General features: G+C 59.4%; 17 protein-coding genes. 9 read left to right on the top strand and 8 right to left on the bottom strand.

Annotation, left to right across the window (positions count from 1 at the left end; all coding sequences use genetic code 11):
- Positions 1-969 precede the first annotated feature (969 nt).
- Both CXQ88_RS21760 and CXQ88_RS10115 read left to right on the top strand, forming a co-directional pair.
- Positions 970-1,263, top strand: coding sequence for a helix-turn-helix domain-containing protein (locus CXQ88_RS21760; protein ID WP_181037466.1), 294 nt, complete (start codon positions 970-972; stop codon positions 1,261-1,263).
- Between the two features lie 3 nt (positions 1,264-1,266).
- Positions 1,267-3,039 (top strand): DNA primase family protein, encoded by a 1,773-nt coding sequence (locus tag CXQ88_RS10115; protein WP_146069185.1) that lies wholly within the window; start codon positions 1,267-1,269, stop codon positions 3,037-3,039.
- Between the two features lie 509 nt (positions 3,040-3,548).
- Here the strand turns inward: CXQ88_RS10115 and CXQ88_RS10120 are convergent.
- A complete protein-coding gene (locus CXQ88_RS10120; RefSeq protein ID WP_146069186.1) occupies positions 3,549-3,800 on the bottom strand; it encodes a hypothetical protein in 252 nt (83 codons plus the stop codon).
- Positions 3,801-4,341: 541 nt separating this feature from the next.
- On the opposite strand from CXQ88_RS10120, the gene CXQ88_RS10125 reads away from it, so the two are divergent.
- Both CXQ88_RS10125 and CXQ88_RS10130 read left to right on the top strand, forming a co-directional pair.
- Positions 4,342-6,030, top strand: a complete 1,689-nt coding sequence (locus tag CXQ88_RS10125; RefSeq protein ID WP_146069187.1) for a hypothetical protein — start codon at positions 4,342-4,344, stop codon at positions 6,028-6,030.
- Positions 6,031-8,415: 2,385 nt separating this feature from the next.
- Positions 8,416-9,393, top strand: a complete 978-nt coding sequence (locus tag CXQ88_RS10130; protein WP_219816312.1) for a hypothetical protein — start codon at positions 8,416-8,418, stop codon at positions 9,391-9,393.
- A 365-nt stretch (positions 9,394-9,758) separates the two neighbouring features.
- On the opposite strand, the gene CXQ88_RS10140 is transcribed toward CXQ88_RS10130, so the two are convergent.
- From CXQ88_RS10140 to CXQ88_RS10150, 3 genes are all read right to left on the bottom strand, one after another.
- Entirely contained in the window at positions 9,759-10,232 is a 474-nt protein-coding gene (locus tag CXQ88_RS10140) for a hypothetical protein (RefSeq protein ID WP_104044037.1), read from the bottom strand.
- 237 nt (positions 10,233-10,469) lie between these two features.
- Positions 10,470-10,892, bottom strand: coding sequence for a hypothetical protein (locus CXQ88_RS10145; protein WP_104044038.1), 423 nt, complete (start codon positions 10,890-10,892; stop codon positions 10,470-10,472).
- Between the two features lie 152 nt (positions 10,893-11,044).
- On the bottom strand, positions 11,045-11,905 hold the full coding sequence (locus tag CXQ88_RS10150; protein WP_258061802.1) for a hypothetical protein: 861 nt from the start codon (positions 11,903-11,905) through the stop codon (positions 11,045-11,047).
- 253 nt (positions 11,906-12,158) lie between these two features.
- Between CXQ88_RS10150 and CXQ88_RS10155 the strand changes: the two genes are divergently transcribed.
- Entirely contained in the window at positions 12,159-12,512 is a 354-nt protein-coding gene (locus CXQ88_RS10155; RefSeq protein WP_104044039.1) for a PadR family transcriptional regulator, read from the top strand.
- Positions 12,509-12,913 (top strand): hypothetical protein, encoded by a 405-nt coding sequence (locus CXQ88_RS10160; protein ID WP_104044040.1) that lies wholly within the window; start codon positions 12,509-12,511, stop codon positions 12,911-12,913. The genes CXQ88_RS10155 and CXQ88_RS10160 overlap by 4 nt, the downstream gene beginning before the upstream one ends.
- Positions 12,914-12,966: 53 nt before the next feature.
- Here CXQ88_RS10160 and CXQ88_RS10165 read toward each other — a convergent pair whose 3' ends face one another.
- From CXQ88_RS10165 to CXQ88_RS10180, 4 genes are all read right to left on the bottom strand, one after another.
- Positions 12,967-13,770 carry a hypothetical protein gene (locus tag CXQ88_RS10165; protein WP_104044041.1) on the bottom strand — a complete coding sequence of 268 codons (804 nt, stop codon included), beginning with the start codon at positions 13,768-13,770 and terminating at the stop codon, positions 12,967-12,969.
- The gene (locus CXQ88_RS10170) at positions 13,767-14,600 is read right to left on the bottom strand and encodes a hypothetical protein (RefSeq protein ID WP_104044042.1); all 834 of its coding nucleotides are present in this window, start codon (positions 14,598-14,600) and stop codon (positions 13,767-13,769) included. Before CXQ88_RS10170 ends, CXQ88_RS10165 begins: the two co-directional genes overlap by 4 nt.
- The gene (locus CXQ88_RS10175; protein WP_104044043.1) at positions 14,597-15,283 is read right to left on the bottom strand and encodes a DUF6308 family protein; all 687 of its coding nucleotides are present in this window, start codon (positions 15,281-15,283) and stop codon (positions 14,597-14,599) included. The genes CXQ88_RS10170 and CXQ88_RS10175 overlap by 4 nt, the downstream gene beginning before the upstream one ends.
- Positions 15,284-15,473: 190 nt before the next feature.
- Positions 15,474-15,806, bottom strand: a complete 333-nt coding sequence (locus tag CXQ88_RS10180; protein WP_104044044.1) for a hypothetical protein — start codon at positions 15,804-15,806, stop codon at positions 15,474-15,476.
- 127 nt (positions 15,807-15,933) lie between these two features.
- On the opposite strand from CXQ88_RS10180, the gene CXQ88_RS10185 reads away from it, so the two are divergent.
- The 3 genes from CXQ88_RS10185 (at position 15,934) to CXQ88_RS10195 (ending at position 18,134) form a co-directional block, all read left to right on the top strand.
- Positions 15,934-16,266: a helix-turn-helix domain-containing protein gene (locus CXQ88_RS10185; protein ID WP_104044045.1), complete on the top strand. Its 333-nt coding sequence runs from the start codon at positions 15,934-15,936 to the stop codon at positions 16,264-16,266.
- A 295-nt stretch (positions 16,267-16,561) separates the two neighbouring features.
- Positions 16,562-16,789 (top strand): hypothetical protein, encoded by a 228-nt coding sequence (locus tag CXQ88_RS10190; protein ID WP_146069188.1) that lies wholly within the window; start codon positions 16,562-16,564, stop codon positions 16,787-16,789.
- A gap of 358 nt (positions 16,790-17,147) precedes the next feature.
- Entirely contained in the window at positions 17,148-18,134 is a 987-nt protein-coding gene (locus CXQ88_RS10195; RefSeq protein WP_104044047.1) for a DUF4238 domain-containing protein, read from the top strand.
- The last annotated feature ends 191 nt before the right edge of the window (positions 18,135-18,325 follow it).

Genomic DNA, 18,325 nt, shown 5'->3' on the forward strand with positions numbered 1-18,325 from the left:
TGGCGAACATGCGCTCTGAGTCCTCCGGACTACCTCGCTTCATCACGCAAAAGAGTATAGAACACATGTTCGAATAAATCTGAGCCGAGAAGCTAGGTGCCGGACGGTCATGCATCACCGCACCGTTGCCGGCCATGGTCGGCGACAGGGTTGCACAAGGGTGACTGCCGGCGCGAGCTACTCTTCCCCGGCTACGACGTGTCGCACACCGGCCCTGACACTGGTGTGCGACAGGATGTGCAACACCAAGTGCGACACGAGATTTAGTTGATATCTGAGCATATTTGTTCAAAGTGTCGCACCGTAGCACAGATATAAGAATATTTTAGGAAGCTGTTATGGCAGCATATTGCAGGCGCCAGATAGAACTTCAAGAGATGTGCGACAGTGCGACAGCGCAAGCTTTTCCTTGATTTATCAATACAAATCGAGTCGCACCCGCCCTTGTCTAACTGTGCGACATGAGCGCGTCCTCCCATTCTCCTGAGATCGCATGTGCGCCGTTCCGCAGGTTGGCTGGCGGCAGTATTGGCAGCAGTCCCTAACCGTTCCGAATTAGTGCCCTATCGGCGCTGCGCCTATCAAACTTGATCGCCCAGATGATAATGTTTTGATATCTGGAATTCCCAGATGCGCAACTGAACATCAGGTCATGCTCGTCGGCAGGCGGCGTGGCTGAAAAATAGTGCAGCCCCTGATAGGGGCCAGGTCAGCGCGTCGGCAGGTGCGTTGACTGGAAACATAGTGCAGATGCACCTCTTATAGATGCATCACGTCACGATCGCTGGCAGGCATTGTGGCGGGAAGATCATGCGGGCCCTCGTGGCCAGGTGCAGACGCTGGCAGGCGTGTGTACTGAAAAGATTATGCAGGCCGGTGTGGCCAGGTGAATGCGTCGGCAGGCGCGTGCACCGAGAGCTCGTGCAGATGGCTTCGTGTTGTGCTCCCATCAGCACCTTGGAGCATCAAATGCCTGCCGTTACCCGACTAGATTTGAACGCCGCCGCCGAATGCAGTGGCCGCAGCGTCATCACCCTCCGCCGATACATCAGGACCGGACGTCTCCCCGCTGTCAAAGATGGACGCAAGGTCTACGTCACCAGGACGGATCTTGACGCCGCCGTCGCACCCACCCCGGTCGCCGCTTCGGACAATGAGCTGAAGAATTGGGCGCGGCGTATGGCCGCTGCCGCCCCGCCATTCAGGCCGGAGCAGCGGGACATCATCGTTTCGACCTTCACCTCGGCTCTCGGAGGTGCCTAGATCGTGACGGCAAAAGAAAACCGCCCCGTCGATGACGAGGCGGCTCATATAGCGTTTGGCGGCGCTGATGATGACGATTCTAGCAGCTTGTTCCTCACGCTCGATGAAATTTTCGTCGAATGCGCCCGGAAAACTTGTGAAAGCGTCGGGAGTGTTCCTTTTCATAAGCTCGGTGCATTATGTGTGCGGAAAACTGAGGAACTGATCCAAAAGCAAAATGCCGTCAGGAAAGTAGCGGGAATGAGAGCGCTGCAGTACTTCCATGCTTTACAGCCGGTACAGGCTGCAATCATTCTCGATGCTGCCTCTTCCATTCGAACCGTCACGCCTGGCGGCACCGAATCAGATGATGGGCTCGGATTGGTCGCCTTTTATCAGGAAGAAGGTGATTTCGCCGGCGCTTACCGGCGCTCAGATCTGGGCCTTTTGGATCAACTGGCGGGCAAGCTACGCCCAACCGGAGATCGCAACTGGCACAAAGAAGTCGAACGGGCATTACGCCGGCAAGTGTTAAAGGAACCTGAGCTGATAGACCCGGATGAGCTGCCGATGAATGACTGCTGGTACAACTACCGCACCGGCCAACGGACCCCCTTCAGTCCTGAGCGTGTGACGCTGTCGAAGTTTGCAACACGACTGCCCCGGACGGCGCCTGCGGTGCCGGAGTTCGTGAATGAGGACGGGACCGTCTGGAACGCGTGGGACTGGTTCTGCGAAGTTATCCCGGACGAAGGCACTCGTACGTTGATCCTGCAGGTCATCGGTTTGTGCCTGCGCCCTGCAGTTGACTGGCGCGTCCTCGTGTACTTCATCGGGGACGGCTTGAACGGCAAAGGCACAATCCTTGAGCTGATCCGGGCGATCGTCGGCTCGCACCTGGTGACCAGTATCCCGCCTAGCAAATTCGCGGATCAGTTCGCCCTCAGCTCGGCAGTCGGCAAGCGGCTAAACCTGGTGGATGAAGATGACGTGGGCAAGTTCATCGAGAACGCTGCGGTACTCAAGCAGGTGATTTCGAGAGACCCCATACTGCTCGATCGCAAAAACAAGGATCCAATATCGGTGCAGTTGATCATGAGCACTATTGTGAGCCTGAACGAGTTTCCGAAGCACAAAGACAAGACGGAAGCTATGTACGACCGGCAGGTGTTCATCGAATTTCCCGAACGCTTTGCGGGAGGGAAGAAGAACTCTGCAATCAAGAACGATTACGTCAAACGGACCGAGGTGCGCGAGTGGTTCGCATATATGGCACTCGTGGAGCTGCCGGCATACCAGAAGCTCAGTGAGCCGGAGAGTGTCGCGAAGGCAAAAGCGGACTTCCGGGCGGACTCAGACAAAGTCGTGGCCTTCTGGGAGGAGTACGGAGACGGCTTTGAACGCGACTTTCTTCCCTTCGACATGCTGTATCAGCTCTACGTGGCACACGAGAAACGTGTGAATCCCACAGGCCTGCCCGAAAAAATGAGCGTCGTTACCGCGCGCCTGAAGAAGCTCGTTGCCCCGGACGAATGGGTGGTACCGGTTGGAGGTAACGGCAAGGACAAAGAGTTGACCATCGCCCAGTGGATTGTCGGTCCCGAACCGGCACTCGGGGAGTTCGACCAAGTGCTCCAGGTCAAGGAATGGGATTGGGACCGATACGGCGGCAACGGCATTGGTGACAACACCCTATGGATGAAGAAGAAGCGGAAGGCGCGCGGCTTCGTGCGACGCTCCGCCTGGGAATTGCACACCACCACCCGGACTACTCCATACCTGGCCCGACGCCCTTGACGCCATCACGCATGGACGGTTGCGGGAACAGTGCCTCGGCGGATACGTGCCGCATGCTCCAACTGCCTATCGGTGACGAACAACGTGTGCGGCGCTGTTCAAGTGCCCTTTGACCGTTAGAGCGCCGCTGAGAAGCACCCCCACGAAATCGTGCGGGGTGCTTCTCACCGCTGGCCCGGCATGCAGGCATTTGCCGCGACCGCATCATACTTCTAACTGCAAGACCAGGTCAGGGGATAATGCTCTACCGCAGCCAATGGAAACTAATAGCAGGAGAAGGCTGATCCGTGCCCGACGGCAGAAGTGGGCCCTTATGCAGGCTGGGACTGGCCCGAACCTCCGGACAGCCGAAATTTAGGACCTGCGGCATTTGGGGCTGAGGAGATCAACGGAGTCTCTCTTGCTTCACTGAGAATGATCCTGACGGACCATAGGCGGCAGTTTCATCTTGGACAGACGCTTGACCGTCGGGGAGGTTTCACGTACCAACTGCTCGTCCAAAGTGACCTTTAGACGTGCAGCAGGATTTCGCGACGCAATGACTCGAACACACGTTCTTTGCTTGGCCGGTCGTAATTCCCCCGATGGAGTCCCTCTTGCTTCGCTCTGGCTTCGCCAAAAGAATCATCCGAATGGACTGTAGGCGGCAGTGCCATCATGGACAGACGCTTGACCGTCGGCGAGGTCTCGCGTCCCAACTGCTCGTCCAGAGTGACCTTTAGTCGTGCAGTCAGGATTTCGCGACGCAACGACTCGAACACCCGTTCCTTGTTTGTGGGGTCGTACTTCCTCCGGTGGACCATCCGTTTCCCCCTTTCGGTCCTCTGTTTTCATGATCACCTGAAATGTGGGCGTCGTCTAGCCGCCCGCGGTTACTGCCGTTGTTGCCAATTCCTTCAAAAGCTCCCCAGGACGCGTCACATTTGGAACATCCAGCTTAATAATTCGAGGAACCCTGTCAGCAGTTCCATATTTGAGCAATCAACTCATAAACAAGCCGACTCCCCCACTGTTTGCTATACCTAGCCGCTCCAGGCTCCTCTGTTGATCGACGGCCGAACTGCGTGGTTTACAACGGGACTTCCATTGATTGTGATTCGCTGAGTGTCCAGCCGCTTCTAGCTTGGCTGCGTTCCCTGATGCTGGTCCCGCTCGTCCTCGGGGTCTACTTTCACCCCATGAACATTCAGCGGGCAGCAATTATCAGTCCCCACAACCGAAGGCAGTCCTGGGCCACAATCGTGTTGGCCTGCGAAGTTGCACAGAATTTCGGAAGCACCACGTGCGTCGTCGTGATCCCGCATGAGTAAAGCGAAAAACAAAGGTCGTGACAGGACGGTCAAACCTCCCGTCTTTGATGCGGCCCCCTTTTTGGCTCAGGACCCGAATCTAAGGCCAGCGCTTCGACCGGAGGATTCTCCGACAGACCTCATGCTGCGCGGGTTCGGCCAGGCCGAAATTCTCGAACGCACCGGGGTGGATGTCGGCTACAACGGACATTCGCTGCGTCGCTTAGGCAAGGGTGTCGACCGTCTGCAGTACAAAGTGGAGCACGTTGCTGGCCGTCTGGGGGAAACGCGTGTTTCAGCAGCGATACATGCCTATGCGGCAGGTGCATCGAAGAATGAGACGTTGGCGCTGCTAGGCCTTTCAGGTGAAAACACAGTCATCCTGAAGCGGCTTTTCAGCGAATTGGGCCGTGCGGCTGATTTCGCTTTGGCCGACACATCCGCACGGCGGCGCACCATGCGGGCGGGAATGCTCGCCAAATATGGCGTGCCGAATCCGTTTGAATTGACCGCGTTTCAGCGATCGGCGGAACAGACCCGCCTTCAGCGGTACGGCGGCAAGTACACTCTTTCAGCTGATTCGACGTTGGCCGCCACAGCTCGGGCGAGTTTTACCCGGCGCATGACAGACAAATCCTTCGCTGATGACCTGCGGGGTAGGAAGACCGCTGCGACGTTTGCACGTTACGGAGTGAAGTTCCCCAGCCAAAGCCCGGAGATTCAGGTAAGGACACGTGCGACAAGCCAGAACCGCTACGGTGTGGACCACGCGTCCCAACGGCCTGAGGCCCGTCTTCGGCAGGCGGCTCTCACTCTGGCAGACGGCAAACGGCGTGCCGCGAAAGCCCGTCAGACCAATTTGCGCCGTTTCGGAGTGGAACATATTTCCCAATTACCCGAGAACCGCGAGCGACAGTCGAAACTTATGTCGAAAAGCTATGCGGAGCGCAGTATGAAGGCACGTGTTACGACTCTCCGACGGTTCGGGGTTGAGTACGCCTCGCAGCGGAAAGAAAGACGCGAAGAGCATTCGTTATTCATGAAAACGAACGCTGCGGAGTTCGTCACGCGGTCGCGAGAGACGAGCTTGCAGCGCTACGGGGTGGTCAGTCACGCCCAGACTGAGGAGCGGCGTAGGGGTCAATCCCGACGAATGCTCGACCCGAGACACCAGGAACGCATCAATGCAGCCAAGCGTGCCAACAACTCCTTCAATTCCTCAAGACCAGAGGAAGACCTCTACCTGTTGCTCACAGGGCACTTCGGTGAACATGACGTGCTGCGCGAGTACCGCGAGCAGCGTTACCCCTACCGGTGTGACTTCTACATTCCGTCACGGGACCTGTTCATAGAGCTCAACGGGACGTGGACCCACGGTGGCCATTGGTTCGAGGCGAGTAGTGTCAACGACCGCCAGCTTGTAGAAGTATGGCAAAAAAAGAACACCGACTTTTACAAGACGGCCGTCGTCCAGTGGTGCGAACGGGACACGGCAAAGCGTAGAGCTGCTGCCATCCGGCAACTGAACTACGCGACGTTTTGGAACAGCAGGACTCTCAACGATGCTCGGTTCTGGTTGTCGACGGGAGCACCGGACAGCTTCGATTGGGAGAGGGAGTACAGCTGGTTGCCTGTAGGTGTAATGCCTGCAACTAATCATCCTCAGCGAATCGGCAACGACTGTGCGCTTCATCTCGCGTGAGTTGCTCTTCTTTACAAAGCAATCCATATCGCGAAAACCCTGGAGAACGATTACGGGAATCATTTCAGCATTCAAGCCTTCGCACAGGTCATCAGTTGGGCAGCAACCTGGCAGCAAAGTTCTGGTGCCAGGTTGCTGCCCAACTGGAAAGTGAATCCATTGCTCGTCCGACCCGTTCACGCGTTCGGTACTAGGTCAGTTTGAACATCATCTTCGTAAAAGACAGTGCCTAGATCGGGCGACTAACCACTTGGGAGGAGAGGTCATACCGAATCAAAAGACCCATGTGAAAGTGAAGCCGACCGGTGCCTCCCGGCAGCTCACACAGCACCTGTCGCCAGGAGCCGCGAGGCGTCTGTACTGGCTTTCCTCAGAGACGCCTCGGACAACGTCACAGGAGGGGCACCCCAACGACGCGCAGCGTTGGTGGGGCAAGGGAGCGCAGCGAGTGCAGTAGGGGCCCGGAGCGCAGCGGAGGGTGAGGGAGCGAAGCGACCGAAGGGATGTCGGCTGTGCCGACCACCGAGCGAAGCGAGGTGCCATCCCCCCTTATGCCCTTTCTCTGTTTCCCACGCATCTGGAGCTTTAGCGGAAGATCGGGGGGATTTCTGCTGGCGTATCAGCGGAAAGACGTGTCCACTCTGTTGTTTCCACCCCCATCTATTTACTGTCAACGCGTTGACACTGGGGGGAAACTGGTACGTCTTTTCGCGGGTTGAAGGCACTTTGCTGTCCACGCGGTTTTGAGGTGCATGGCACCGCGTGGACACAGTGTTGCGAAGCAACGTCAAGGGGTCTGCGACGAAGGAGTGGACACCGTATGAGCCTTCATAGGTGACGCAGTCACCGTCTACCTTCCTCGACGTCAGCAGGGCGCTGTGACGCAGGAGCAGCGGTTCCATACGAGGTGCCGACGGAGGGGCCTGCTGAGGAACGAAGCCGGCCGTGGAGGCGGTAGCGAGGTCAGCTGCGCAGCAGCTGTTCAGGTGTTGGCTCTGGCTTTGCATATCTGGTTTTGGAAGCCCCGCAGGGGTCGCTACAGACGCCCTCACTCTGTCGCTGCTGTCTGGTTCCGAAGGTCGATGTGGCACCGCTCCAGGATCGTCCCGGGAGCACTTCAACACCATCCAGGCAGTCAGCGCAGGCTTCCTGGTGGCACCGCCGCCGGCGGCTGCGTGGGCTGTTCCAGACACGCTCCCAGAGTCGCTTCAACACAGCTGCCGCTGTAATGCTCTGCTCGTCCCGGAGAGCGCTCCGAAAGACCAGCCCCGGGATCCATCACAGAGCTGTTCCATGCCCCGGTCCATCGGTGTCGTCGGGACTGCGTTTGCTCCTCTCCCCCTGGGCTGTGGGACTTGTCCCATCAGCCCGTCAGTGGTGCCTACCGGGGGCTGAAACAGACCCATGACACAGTGTCCCGTTGTCCTCACTGTGCCTTCCGACCCTGCATCAACGGGCATAGACCAGAAGCTTGTTGAAACCCCTGGAGAGTCCTCACAGGGGGTGGTTGGCGGCTGTCATCTGACTGGCCTCCCCTCCTGCATCGCCCCGGGCTAACCCAATCTGCTTCTTGGCTCACCAGGTGGTTCGGGGGCTCTCTGACACACGGTTGTCACGAGTAAACATAGAGATCCGGATCTGCTTTGGGGGCTCTATGTTTACTCGAGGGAACCGGACTCCCGGACCACCTGGTGAGCAGTGGGGCTTTGCGCCAGTGCATCGCCAACCACCCCCACCCCTGGCTCCTTTTTGACTCCCTGCATCTGCCTCTGCATGGCGCTCGTCAGAGCGCCGGCGGCAAAAAAATAGCAGCCCGAAGGCTGCAAAGTTTGGGACACTTGTGACCAGATATTGGCCACAAGTGGCCAATATGGTGCGCTGAGGGGGCAGGAAATGATCCACCAAAGCAGCGGACCTTCTGAACTGAGGGCTGGATGGCGCCCGAAAACTGCCGCTGGCCGGTTTCTGGTCAGAGACCGCCCATTTTCTGCCCAGGATCATCCCTCATCCAGCCCAGCAGTTAGTAGGCGGTCATAATCAGGCCGGTTCTCGGTCAGGAACCACCCGGAGTTGGGCCAAAAGTGGGCTTGGCAATGGGAAAGGCGCCCAATTGTGGCCACACTATGGCCGGAGGAAGCCCGGTATTAGCCGTGACCGGGCGGGGGCGTGGGCGATGATAATTCCATGGGGAAACTATCGCGCAGGCCAAATCGCCGGAATCGTCACGCTCCAAAGCCCCCTCGCTCGGGCCTGATCGTCACGGTTGGAGCCAGCCCGGGCAGACAAAGGAACGGCGAACCTTCCTTACGGAACGAGCTGCAACTGGTGCGCAGCTCCCTTCTCTATGCAGACCACGTGGATCTTGTTGCTCCCACCGTCGGGTGGATGCGTACTCTTACTCCGTTACTGACCACGGATCCCGAGGATCCCTGGCGGACCATCGCTGGTTTGCCCCCGGAGACGCTGGAGCGCCTGGGCGTCACCGGCATCACGCTCACGCAGTTCAAAGCCCGGATGCTCCAATTTGCCAGGTCGAACGATCAGGATCCAGAACGCCTCGAAGCTGAGAAAGGGTTCCAGAAAATGATCATCCTCGGAAAGCAGCAGGCGACCAAGGTCTGCGGCAGCCCCGAAGCGCTGGAGCTGGACATGGCACTGGAGAGCGGTGCGGTCACCCTCATCAGCGACGGAACCCGTTTGGAGGACAGCGTCGACCAGCAGGTCGAGTGGTTCCGCAGCCGCCTTAGCCAGGCCATGGATGCCCCGGGCTCCACGGTCCTACTGGATGATGTCACGAGTGAGTTCCTGCGGCAGTCAGAACGCTACGCCGATGGACTCTCTCCTGTTGCTGAAAGCCGGACAAGCCGAGCAGCCGTAGGGGCTGGCCTAGTGGAACGGCTTCCGACCTTTCCCGAGGCTCGGATGCAGGATGTTCTCGAAGCCCGCGAGGAACTCGCCGAAGGACGGGCGTCCTACAGGGTGTCCGTGAAGGAACTGGCAGCCAAGCTCAAGTCATCAGCCCTGGAGCCGACTCTTCCCAGCGAGATCGATGAGCTGTGGCACGACACAGTTCAGCCGGCGCTGAAGGATCTGCGGAAGACGGTGAGCACATCGCGTATCGCGTGGAAGGCGGGCAAGCGGCTGGTCACCGATTTGGGCGGCCTGCCCTCAATACTGGTGGCCGTCGTTGGGCTCGGTGAATTGGCAGCAGCCCTGCCCAGCGCGTCTTCGGTGACGGCTCTTGCTGGCCGTGTAGCGGCCGCAGGGGCGCAGGAAGTCTTTCAGGCCCGGGCCGAAGTTCGGCAGCACGATCTGGTCTATCTGCTGGACGTAAACAGGAAGCTTGGGAACACGTCCTTCTGATCATTAGCTCCGCACGCTGCGGCACACAAGCGCTGCTGCTTTACGTGGCTGAATTAGGGCTGTCTTCAACCAGGGCTGGACCACTGATGTTCACACCAGTCTGTGGTTCCGGCCCGTGTCTGCGCAGACTCTCCTCAAGACACACTTCGTACCAAAAGACAGCCCCCAGCTCGGGCACGGGAGTATCAAGGTTCCGGTAAAGAGCATCCAGCAGCCTGGCCAGTTCTTCGTTGGACAGGGCGGGGATCACCGCATCAGGGCCTCGTGGATCGTCGATGACTCTATGAAGCTGCGGGTCTGATGCTGGTTGGCTGGCCGTGAGAGCGTCCGGATCCCTCTGCCGGCTCCGCCGGAACACGCTTCGTCTACATCCGGCCCGCGGTCAGGTCTGCATCCGTGTTTGGATCAGCGCGGTTGGCCTTCAGTTCCTCGGTGTTCACCCATGGTTCCGGTTTGGATGCCTGCATGGACCGCCACACAGCTGCCCCGGTTCCTGCGGCGGCGATTCCTGTAATTAACCACCAGATCCGGGACGGGGATTTCCTGGTCTCGATCGGCGCCGGCGCAGCAGCCCTTGGCCCGACCCGCTTCAGTTGTTCCCGGACCTTGGGAGTCATCGTCTCCACCTCGCCGGCAAGCTCGTCCGCCAGCCGCCTCAGCAGCACCTGGAGCCGCGGGGAGGCTGTTTCGATGCCGGTGTCCAGCCCGGCTACCGCTCGCTGGAGGGCAGCCTGGACCCCGGGGGTGGCCCATTCCCTGCCCTTGGCCAGCTGCGACATGAGGTTCTCGGAAAGACGATGAACCTGCTCGGTTTCCGTCAGTGCTTTTGCTGTCCGCATTGGTGCCTCCTGTGGGTGGTGGTGGGGACAGACTAGGCGCATCGGATCAGCCTGGAAAGAGCCGCTGCCCCCGTAAAGGCTCCCTTTGTGGACAGCCAAGCACTAGCAGCGCAGCCTTGCGGCAGCAGCAATGGCCGCGTGAGTCCGGCTGCCCGGGTCGTGGCGTGTCTCCACCTCAAGGACCTCAAAGCCGGCGTCCTGCAACATGCTGGTCATATGCACAGTCACCGCTTCACTCTAGTTACCGGTCGGCTTTGGAGTGGCTGAGTTCGGCATGCAGAACATCTTCCCGTCGGTCCAGAAGCCGCCGTTGATGCCGTGGAGAGGCACATCCTTGCCATCGATGTGAAGCGTGGCATCCCCCATCCTGTCGTATTTCGAGTTATCGAAAGTCAGCTCCACGCTGCCGTCAGGAGAGGTGCACCTGTATTCGACGGTCCAAGGGCTTACGTCCTCGCACCTGTTGAGCTTCTGCGTCATACCGTTGTTGTTGACGTACTCCCAGTCTTTGTCCCGATACTCGCCGACCTTGATCACGGAGTGCGGAACAGCAAGGGCATCTTCGCGCGTGAACGGCCGCTCGTCGCAGGACGAGGCCGTCAACGAGAGCATTGCCAGGGCGGCCAAGCCAGCTGTTGTGGCGCTGCGATGCAATCCCACCTGGGCACCCCTCTTACTCGCCCAGCCCGGATAGCCCGGGCAGCCATAATGCTAACCTGCGGCCGCTCGGTACCAGGCAGCGCCCCTGAGACGACCATAGGGCGCGTGTCGAGTTACCAGTGTCGGTGTTCCCTCGGGATAAGAGGTGCTGTCTATTTGCAGGAGTAGTCGTAATCGAGTCCGGCCGACACATACTGGGTGACTGTTACCGGGCTCCCGGGAGTCAATCCAGGCAGAGAACAGTTCGACTTCGCTCCCCGCAGTGTCTTGGCACCTGCAAGCCAGCTCGGCAGCCCCGTGAGGGGGCTGCTTGATGGAACGGTACCGGCGATGGTTTTCCATTGAGAGCTAGTCGAGTAGATCCCGACACCGGCAGTGTTGTCCTTGAAGTACTTGACCATCCCTTCAAGGGTCGCCCGGTTCAGGGCTGTGCTGTTGTCTGCGCCGGTTTGCCAGCTATTGCCTGTCTCCACATCCAGCCACCAGAAATAGGTTTCGGGATTCGGCACGCCTCGGATATTGGCGGCGTCATAAGCCTTTGCGTAGCCGTACATGTATGAGCATTCGAAGTTCACTGGGCCTTCAGTTGCGCCATCGGGCGCCCGGCAGTCCCCGTAGGGGTTTAGGACTTCTACGCCCCCCTCAAGGGGGTAGATGTCGGACGCCGGCCACCAGGAGCCCTCATGCCCCGGGTTGGCGGTGTTTACGTATAAAGCAACTGCGGGCTGGGAGGACCTCCCTGTAGCGCCAGCGGCCCAAATGAGTTGGTCTTCAAGGCAAGGGTTGGTGTTATTGGCCAGTCCGCCGGTGACGCCCACGATCGCGAATGCTTGCGGGGCGGGAAGGTCCTTGTTGCACTGGGGCCACGAAACGTCGTTGCCCAGACGATCCTTATCTGAGCTTGGCGGAGCAGCTGCGGCCGGAGTCATTCCTGCGGCCACTAGTCCAAGGAGTGCCAGGACCGTGCATGCTGTCTTCATCCCGTTACGGGCCCGTGCGCTGAAATTTTTCATCGTTGGTTCCTTTGGATTCTGCACGAGGCGTCTGTCTGGTAGCTCGGGTGGTAAGACTTTACGCTCGGCCACCAAGGGGTGAAAGTGCGCGGGGCCCCCTATTTCGGTCCGAATAGAAAGGGGGGATGGCAGGACTACGCCTTGATTCGTAGACCAGGTATCAGCGAAGACTGTCGGAGGCACTGCGCAGCCCAATCCTCACACGCAAGAGACCCAGATTGCGCAGCTACTTAGTTAGTGACACTATCTATCTGTGAGTGACATTGAATTCGACCAGGAGCTGACCCGTGCGGCGCTTCCGCAGGCAGTGCTCGCGGTGCTCAGCCACGGAGAAAGTCACGGCTACGCCATCGCCGAGGTCCTTCGTCAGCACGGCTTCACGCGCATCAAAGGCGGGACGCTGTACCCGCTCCTGAAGAGACTCGAAGACCAGAGCCTCGTGGAGCACACATGGCAGCACGACGAGTCCGGCCCGGGCCGTAAGCAGTTCACACTCACTGATCAGGGCCACCAGGAATTGGAGCGGTCAGCGACAGCCTGGCACCGAATGAGCCAGACCCTCACGGCACTCACCAAAATCCAGACGACCCGACAGGAACAACCATGAGCTACGAGCGAAGCCTGACTTTCAACCTCAGAGTGCGCGGGCTGTCTGAAGTCGAAATAGCCGAAGCCCTCGATGAGGTCCGGGCCCACGAGGCGGCCACAGGGGCGCCGCCGCAAGAGGAATTCGGCACAGCCGAGGAGTATGCCAAGCAGTTCCCCAAGAAGAAGAGGCGCACGCGGGGACAAACCATCACGACAATCAGCACAGCCCTGGCGGGGGCTTATGTTCTGCTCGCGGTCATCCTGATGCTCGTCTTCAGAGTGGACATCCGCGATTTCGTCGGACCGGTCACGCTCCAGCCGGCCGCAGGACTTGTCCTGGTTGGTCTGCTGGCAGGATTCCTGACTGATTACTTTCAGCCCGTGCAGCGCTCCAGCGCTGCCCGCTCAGCAGTTCGCTAGGTTTGGGGCCAGACCTTCCTGCTGCGCGTTCACCGAGGTCCGCGACTTCACTTCTATCGGTGTTTCCTCGGGATTAAGCCTGCCAGCGATGCCAGGCCGAAGATGCAGAACAGCACTCCCAGGAAACCCGCGATCCCGTCACTTATCGGCCCGGTAGTGAGAAAGGCGCCGAGGCCAAGAGCCGCTGTCCCGCCGCCGAGGCGCCACATGCGGTTCGACTTCGTGTTCGACTGGTATCTGGAAACCCTATACTTCCGTCGCACTCCCTGACTGTTTGCTGACGGAAGTTCAGTCGCGGATGGCCCCTCGACGACGCTGCCGGATTCGTCGACCCATTGGCCGGCGCCTGTTTCCGGGCAGTTGGCATGCACGTTTGCGTCGATGGCGGCGAAGTCTGTTGTGTGTACCCGGGGCATCATCTGCCGAAGGTTCACCCCGAACTCCACGCGCCCGTCTGCCCAGTAGGCGTCGTAGCGGACCAGGCGCACCGGCCGGTGCAACCATTTTGAGGGTCTGATGAAAGCCGTCGCTCGAACGGCAACAGGCTGGTCTACGGTTTCGGGCATGAACCAGGACCGCCCACGGCGCAGTGCAGTACCCAACTGTGTGACTGCATGGTGTGACTCAGCGGTTCCGACGTCGGAGAAGGAGCCATTTCCTCCGTACAGTGAAAGTGCGTCTGCGGCAGCTGCACGAAGAGCACCTGCATCCGTGACACCAACGAACAGCGCGTCGAGCCAGTCGGCGGTGCGGTTCCGCTGCTCGTCGTGCTCTGATCGGGCAACAGCGCGGACTTCCGCAATCGCGGAGATGATTTCATCCCGAACTGCTTCGACGGTCTTTGGCTGGTTAGTCACGGGTTGCTCCTACAACTGGTTCTGGCTGTTTTCTGCGTTTGCTTCTGCTCGACCCGCGGTCGGCGCTTCCGCCTGCGTCGCCGACCGCCTTGGCCGGCGAACGGCGGTCGTGGTTCGCCGAACTTGGGGCCGCTCCAGTACCTGCCGCCAATCAGAATGCCGGCGAGGGCGCCGTAGGCCCAGACGTGCGGAAGAGCCAGCTGATCAGTGGCACCGCCTACAAAGCCCAACGCCAGGAACCCTACAGGTATGGCAAAGAGCGACAGGTATTTGACCTGCACCGAGGTGACGAACCGGAACAGGGCCCATCCACCAACAACAGCGATGCCGAGGACCGCAGCAACCGGAACCGTGGGCGACTGGTACACAAGGTGAGCGCCGCCCAAGCCCAGCAGCACGAGCGCGCTGACGGCGTTGATCAGCACAAGTTGCCACCCGCCAGTGAAGCCTTGACCGTCTGCGGTGCGCTCCCTCTTCTGGTTTACTGCTGATCCGGCGCGGTCGCCGAACCATGCGGGACCCCCGGCAATTGCGCCAATGATGAAGCCCATGAACCATGGGGCAGCAGCAGGCACACCCAGGTCGTCCTCGACCGCCAGGAAGGACAAGTAGATCAGCAGGAACGATGCGTACATGGCCATAAAGGCCCGGCCGGAAGCTGTGACGACACCGGTCAACAGCACGCCGTACCCGACTGCCATCACAAAGAACGGCAGCGCCTCAAGGAGTACGTTGCGGGCAAGCCAGAAAAACACCGCAGTCAGCGCTGCGATGAGGCCAGGGTAGAAAAACCTCGCGTACCAAACTTCCCCGAGAGCCTTCTTGTTCACCTGCGGCCCGCCCCTCGCCGCACACCAAGTCCCTGGTCTTTCCCGTACCGCCACAGCACCACGTCCATGATCCGCAGCTCAGACAGTGGCAGCTCCACTTCTGAGAGCCGGTGAATCTCCGCGAGGCGCTCGGGCAGGCCTGTGCCGTCTGTCAGGAGCCGATGCCAGTTCATCCACTGGCCATTGGAGCTGCGCTTGCCAATGACCTGGCCGATGACCTCATCCCAGATGGGAATCAGGTGGGGCCGCTTCCTGGCCATGATCTTGCTTGCGGTTGTGGCGCCGATTCCCCAGCGGTTGCTCTTCGTGCTGCGGAGTTCCTTCCAGAGCAGGGCGGCAGGGCCCTGACCGGTGAGCAGCGCTGCTGCTTTTTCGCTGCTGAGGCTGCTTAGAGGCACGTTGGTGGGGATCTGCTTCAGCAACTTTGTGATGCGAGCTGCTGTTTCCGGTTCAGCGAGTCCCACCATGGCTTTTGCCGGAACGGTGACGCTGAGCATGGATACGGCTACGGCATCGCTGTCCGTAATGACATCTCTGCTTGCTGTGTCTCCGCGGCCTGCCCACTCATCGAAGTAGCTCCCAGTGCTGAGAAGCCCCTTCTTATCGTGTTCGCGGTAGTAGCGATGCAGCAGCTTGGCGGCCGCTTTCACATTCTGGTCGCTCAGGATGTCGGGTAGATCCACAATGCCCCTCCAGCTCTCACAGGCGCACTGCTGACGTACGCCATGTCGCTTCGTTGACGGCGTGCGCCCAGAAACAGTTGCGAAGCATGGGGTCAGGTCGGTTGCTCAAGGCCTCGCCCGGGAGCAGACTCCCCCTGCCACTCGAACCAGGGCGCCACGAGTTGTCTGAATCTGGATGGATCCTGGCAGGTCAATCGTTAATCAGGTCAAGAACGTCGTCCACCTCGACACCCCGAATCAAGTCCAGCTCAAGCGGGTAACCGTCCCATGAGTTTTTGGTCTTCACATCGACCAAGGCATTGATGACTTCATTTTCGAGCGCCTCGGGGTCTTCCATGCCGATGCGCTTACCCTCGGCGTTCAGGATGACCCCCGCGTAAAGATAGGGGGCGTCTGTCTCCACGTCGTTGACGTGTATGTGGGCATGTGTGGCGCCGGGAACGGCACCGCGTAGTGCGGCCGCTATCTTCGGAACCAGTTCGTCCCGCAACTTGATATCGAATTCCGGATTCCACCAAGCCATGACCCCACCCATCACTAGTCGCCTCGCGGGTTCGTCCGCCCCCGTATCAGCACCCTATCGCGACTCAGGACCGCGACCGTCTATTTTTGTCCAGCAGCACGATTAGGATCAGACAGCAGGGGGAACCATGGAATCCGAATTGGATGCTGGGGACATGGAGATGACCTCGAAGGAGGCTGCCGCTTACCTGAGCGGCCAGGTCGGTTTCGAGGTGAGCACAAAGTTCCTCCGGAACCTCCGTTACATCAGCCGGGGTCCGGTGGTCGAGAAGCGCGGCTCCCGCTTGGTCTACCGAAAGTCCACCCTGGACGCCTTCCTCACTGAGAACGGCACTGACCCAACAGCTTGGTACGCAGGCATGTGGCGAGAAGTTGCGGGCCAGCTGTGCGCCATATCTGAAGCGACCGGTGACAACGGGTTCAACCCGCATCGAGACCCTGGAGTAGCGCGACCCGCGTGATGAATGGGACCCTGACGACGCGTAGGAAGACGCGTAGTAAGCAGGCTCAGGCCTGCAACGGCTCGTCACAGGCCTTGCAGGCCTTCCGGACGCCAACGCTGGTCTCCTCGATGACCAGCAGCCTCTTGGGGTTCTCATCCACGCATTGCCCCACGGAGTTGCACCACGTATACGCGCTGCTTGGCAGGTGCTGGGTAGTCAGCCAGCTGCCGCCACTCCCCTCCTTACAAGAAGTCTGTAGACGACCCTGATACATCAGGTAACAATGAATGCACGATGAAGGACGGTGGAAGCGATGTCTGAGCGAAGAAAAATCAGCCCGGAAGTGATGTTTGCCCGGCTCCGCCGCAATATCCTGCTTGCACAGCTGAAGGTCAGCCTCGACGAAGAACTGAAGCGTCCCAGCTCACCGGCGCAGAAGAGATTGGCAGAGATGAAGCTGCCACCGATGAGGTCCGGCTACCGCCATGTCACGGTTGGTACGAAGAGCAGCAGCACCCAGCAGCAGAACGAATCTCTTTAGTCTCAGTCATCCCCAGCGCAAGACGAAGTCCCAGCGGTCACGCTCATGCCGACCGCAGGACTTGTCCTAGTTGGTCTACTTGCCGGTGAATTGGCAGCTCCACTTCCCAGCGCGACTTCGGTAGCAGCTCTCGTTGGCCACGTAGCGGCCGCAGGCGCCCACATTCCAGGCCCGCCAGGCTGTTCGACAGCATGACCTAGTCTCTCTGCTGGATGTGAACAAGGAGCTTGGGAGCACACCCTTCTGATCAAAAGGTCATGCATCCTCGCCGCATGTCGGCGAGGGGTGACGATCTGTCCAGAGGGAGCAGGGACAATAGTCACTGTTGCAGTGGGGATCAGGGGAAGGCACGGTCAAAATGGAGGTCAGCAAGCGACATCACACGGTTCCAAACTTTTATTTGAAAGGCTTCGGATCCACTGATAGTAAGCCGAAAATTGGTGCGGTCAGCCTCGATGACGGTAAGCGACTTGTCATGCCCACCAGTAATGCGACCGTCCGGAAAAATTTCTACGCGTTAGACGGCCATCCTGATGGGGCTGACGTGTTTGAGAAGGAATTGTCCCGGATCGAAGGCGACGCATCCGCCGTCATCCGGAAGGCCGTAGAGGGCGCTTGGTCGCTGTCCCGGGAAGATCGGGAGATTCTGGGGACTTTCCTGACCTTCCAGTTCCTCAGAGGACCCGACACCAGGGCGTGGATGGATCAGACGCAAGGGACTGTGTTGTCCAAGGTGATCACGCAAATGGGCGCAGAGGGTGTTCGAAAGACGTTGGCCCGGTCAGACAAAGAGGTCAGCGATGAAGTGCAGAATCGGCTGATCCAGCAGGCAGTAGAACCGGATGGAATAATCATGAAGACTACTCCTGCAGGCCACATTCGCCACATACTCGAACTTGTTCCCGAACTGGTGCGCTATTTTGTCGGGCGTCCCTGGGTTCTCATCAGGTTCAACCGCAAAAAGCTGTTTACGTGCGATACGCCGGTCGCGCTCGTCCGTGATCCGGAACAGGAGGACGTATGCGCTGGTGTGGGTCTTATGACAGCCTGGGGAATATCGATCCCGCTCACCCGGGAAGTAGGACTCCTCCTGAGCAATCCAATGGCACTAGTTGAGGAGGCAGCTGACCGGAAAACACCGAGGGAGCTGCTGGAAGATGTGATAAGCGGGCGGTATGACCACGAGCAAGCGGGTTCAACAAAGATGGCCCAGCTTTTCAACAGCCATACGATCGCTAACGCCCGCAATTGGCTCTTTCACCATCCCGACGATGCCGACCTGGTCCCAGACGAGCTGCCCGGGCCCCGCAACCGGGAAGTGGAGTCCGAAGTCATTTCGGGATAGGAGCCGCGCGTCCGCGATGACTGTCGGAGGCACCTCTCTCCCTCTCCTCGCACCACTACGTTTAGGTTGCGCAGCTATCTAGTTAGCAAACGTCCGACCTCGGCTCCGCGATACCTGTCTGGTGATGGATGCCGCTCTTGTGCTTGTCCCTGACTCCCATGGGTACAACACTTTCGGAGCACTCCATGACA

It is taken from the genome of Arthrobacter sp. ZGTC412, from assembly GCF_002929215.1.
Classification (GTDB): domain Bacteria; phylum Actinomycetota; class Actinomycetes; order Actinomycetales; family Micrococcaceae; genus Arthrobacter.